This window comes from uncultured Nevskia sp. (genome assembly GCF_903885465.1).
GTDB lineage: Bacteria > Pseudomonadota > Gammaproteobacteria > Nevskiales > Nevskiaceae > Nevskia.
In genome coordinates, this window is record NZ_CAISIQ010000039.1 from 1 (window position 1) to 3,684 (window position 3,684).

The 3,684-nt window shown below is 62.2% G+C and carries 4 protein-coding genes; 3 read left to right on the plus strand and 1 reads right to left on the minus strand.

Annotated features, from left to right (window positions below):
- The coding region (locus tag QZY06_RS01435; protein WP_295679241.1) for a TetR/AcrR family transcriptional regulator at nt 1-336 on the minus strand (336 nt) is incomplete at its 3' end.
- A 368-nt stretch (nt 337-704) separates the two neighbouring features.
- Between QZY06_RS01435 and QZY06_RS01440 the strand changes: the two genes are divergently transcribed.
- The 3 genes from QZY06_RS01440 to QZY06_RS01450 form a co-directional block, all read left to right on the plus strand.
- On the plus strand, nt 705-1,193 hold the full coding sequence (locus tag QZY06_RS01440; protein ID WP_295679244.1) for a DUF4282 domain-containing protein: 489 nt from the start codon (nt 705-707) through the stop codon (nt 1,191-1,193).
- Nucleotides 1,183-3,396 (plus strand): DUF1302 family protein, encoded by a 2,214-nt coding sequence (locus QZY06_RS01445; protein ID WP_295679247.1) that lies wholly within the window; start codon nt 1,183-1,185, stop codon nt 3,394-3,396. Before QZY06_RS01440 ends, QZY06_RS01445 begins: the two co-directional genes overlap by 11 nt.
- 7 nt (nt 3,397-3,403) lie before the next feature.
- A partial coding sequence (locus QZY06_RS01450) for a hypothetical protein (protein WP_295679250.1) occupies nt 3,404-3,684 on the plus strand: 281 nt, incomplete at its 3' end.

Genomic DNA, 3,684 nt, shown 5'->3' on the forward strand with positions numbered 1-3,684 from the left:
GCTGCCGGCATTGAGCACTTCGCGGAAGATCAGCTGGGTTCGGGCTTCGTTCTCGAACATGTCGTGAAACTCGAACTCGACGAGACGCAGCAACTTCTCTGTGGAACTGAGGGGCTCGAGCAGCAACTGCTCGGCAAACTCAGCGTGGCCCTTGCAGGCTTCGCGCATCACGTCGAGATACAGCGCTTCCTTGGAATCGAAGTGATGAAAGATGTTGGCCTTGCAGACGCCGGCGCGCGAGGCGATCTCCGACAGCGACACGGCGTCGAAGCCGGTCCGCGAAAAGAGCGACGCGGCAGCATCGAGTATCGACCGGGCACCGGCGGGAAGGCTCATCGCATCGACTCGTGACATCCGGCAGGTGTAAGGGGATTCGAAGCGGTGAGCAGACTACTGACTGACCGGACGGTTAGTCATTCTAACCACGCCATTAATCTGCTGGCAAGCGATGACAATTTGATGGGTGACAAGCCGCCGACCAAGGCAGCGCCCAGAGAACTTCTCAAGCCGGCGGACCTTGCCATTGTCGGATGTCACAGTGCTGTGTAGTCTCGCTTACCGAGATCGTCAGCCGGTTCGTGCCATCGAACCAGAGATGCTGAACCTCACGCTGCAGGCGGCCATCGCGTCATGGCGAACGGTGATCGCGGAACGACAGAACAAGGCGGCGCAGCCGTCGGCAGTGGGGTGGGGAGACTCAACGAATGAAGGCAGAACCTCGGGGTTCGACGGATGGCATGCCGGCCTGGGCGGCTGCGCGCTCGGAGCTGTCGGAGGTGCTGGTCGGGCTGACCGATCTGCAGTTGCGCACCATCGTCACCACGCGAATGGCGCCGGCCATCTATCTGCTCTGCGTTGCCGGCGTGGCGGCGATCAACATCTACCTGTCGGTGCTGGTGTTCGGCTACTCGCTGGCTCTGGGACTCGCCTGGACCTTGCTGATCATGCCGGTGCTGTTCGTCTCCGGCGTGGTTGTGGTCCGGGTGGCGCTGGAAGTGATCCTGTCGATCTTCCGCATCCTCGTGAACCTGGAAACGCTGATGGGCCACGTCGTCACCTTGAAAGGCCAGACCGAAACCATCGTCGATCGCACCGAGATCATCGAACTGCCGCGCATCCAGTTCTGGAAGCCGAGACGCAGCAGGAAGAATCAGGATCAGGATGACGGCCAGAGCGGCACTGATGCGCATTAGAACCGTCGTCTGCTCCGCGCTGCTGGCACCGCTGCTGGCCGCTGCGGAATCCGCTGGCGACAGCTGGACCGAAGGCTGGGTCCACGAGTGGACCAACCGGGTGTCGATCGGCACGGCGGTGCGTATCGAAGGCCGCGATCCGAACCTGGTCGGCAAGTCCAATCTCGATCCAAACCTGTGTGCGGCCGACGAATGTCTGTCGGTCAGTCCCAACAACAGCGAACCGAACAACCGCTATCTGCTGGCACCGGGCGCACGCAATTCGGTGTACGACGAAGGCAACCTGAACTACGACAAGGGCGATTTCATCTCCTCGCCGATCAAGTGGAATTCGCGTTTCTCGATCCGGCGCGACAACCTGAAGATCGAGGTCGGCGGGCTGTTCTTCTATGACTACATCAATGCCACCTTGAAGGAGAACCACCCGAACCAGATCGTCACGCCCGGGCCTGGGCCGGGGCAGGCGGTGCGCAACAAGCGGGACATCGACACCATCCACCAGATCGGCTACGGCGCGCAGCTGCTCGATGCCTATGTGCAGGACACCTTCGAGATCGGAGGCCAGGCGATCGATTTCAGCATCGGCCGCCAGCGTCTGGTCTGGGGCGAAGCCAGCTTCGCGACCCAGGGCAGCCTGAATTTCATCAACCCGCCGGACGTCAACAATCTCACTCGTCCCGGCGGCACCCTGGACGAGGTCTACCGGCCCGCCGGCATGCTGCTGGCGCGCGGCCCGTTCAATGACGATCTGAGCTTCGAAGCCTTCTACCAGTTCGAATGGCGGCCGGTCGGCATTCCGCCGCGCGGCTCGTATTTTTCGTTCTTCAACGCCAGCAATCATCTGACCGCCAACGAAGGCATCATCGCGCCGTTCGCGAAGGCGCCGTATGACCCACTGCAGATCGGCACGCCGGGCAACGACATTCTCGATCTGGTCAGCACCACCAGCTTCACCCTGAGGCGCGGCGAAAACCGCAACGCGCGCGATCAGGGCCAGTTCGGCATGGCGCTGTACTGGCATCCGGACAACGACTGGTTCGGCGGTTCGGAACTGGGTTTCTATTACTCGCGCTACCACTCGCGCATTCCAACGGCGAGCGCTACCGCTGCCGACGCCAGCTGTGCTCGCGCCGAGGGCAACCCGGCCGGCATCGATCCCGTCGACCTGACCAGCTTCATCGCCGCCTGCGGCGTGCCCGGTACTCATCTGCGTGAAGCGGTGCCGCTGGATACCGCGCAGTACTTTCTTGAATACCCGGAAGACATCCATCTGTTCGGCGCCAGTTTCTCGACGCTTTATGAAGGCGTGGCGATCCGCGGCGAGTTCTCGTTCCGGCCGAACCAGCCGGTGCAGATCGATCTCGAAGACGTGCTGTTCGCTGCCCTGCAGCCGGCGCTGCCGCGTAACGATATTCCGCTGTTCACCGCCAACAACACGGTGGAAGGCCTGCTGCTGGCACTGCAGGATCCGACCAATGCGCTGGCGGTGATCGGCAATGCGGCCGGCAATCTGCCCGGTGCGATCAGCACGCTGCAGGCACTGGCCGGTGCGCCGAACGTGCTCGGTACCACGGTGCCCGGTTCGCGCACGGCGATTCCGGATTTCCTCACCGGCTACCGCGGCGGCATTCCGGGCGAGGTGGCACCGGGTGCCTACATCCGCGGCTATCAGCGGCTGGCCGTGCAGCAAAGCTCGATCGGCCTGACCAAGGTTTTCGGGAACAGTGGATTTCTCAGCACCAAGGACTCGGCGCTGCTGTTTGAGCTGACCAACATCTGGGTGCCGAATCTGCCGTCGCGCTCACGACTGCAGTTCGAAGCGCCGGGCACCGATACCCATGCCGGGCAGGGTGCTTTCGATACCGGCAACGCCATCATCATCAACCCGATCCGCAATACCGGCGGCTATGTCACTTCGTTTTCGGCCGGCTACCGGCTCGGCGCGCTGCTGCATTACACCGATGTGCTGATTCCCGGTCTCGACATCAGCCCGTTTCTGGTCTTCACGCATGACATCTACGGCGTCTCGCCCGGGCTGGCGGAGAATTTCCTCGAAGGCCGCAAGCTGATGGTCGGCGACTTCCGCTTCAGCTACGGCGACTTCGACGTCAATCTGGTCAGCACCTTCTTCTTCGGCGGCGGTCGCCGCAACACGCTGGCGGATCGCGATTTCGTCGCCGCCAGCATTGCCTACAAGTTCTGAGAGCCGGATGAAAAATCTTCTTGCCGCGATCGGATTGATCGCCGTCATCGGCGTGATCGCCGGCGTGCTGATCGGCGTCTGGGTGTTCCGCAATGTCGATGCCCGCCTGCTGCTCAGCAACCAGCCGGCAACGGTGATCATTCCCGAGCCGCTGCGCGTTTCGGCACAGGTGCTCAACAACCTGGAGATCGAGCTCGACACCAGTATCAAGACGACGGTGCCGATCGATCAGGTGATCACCATTCCGATCGCCGAAACCCTGAACGTGATGGCCGATTTCGACGGCGA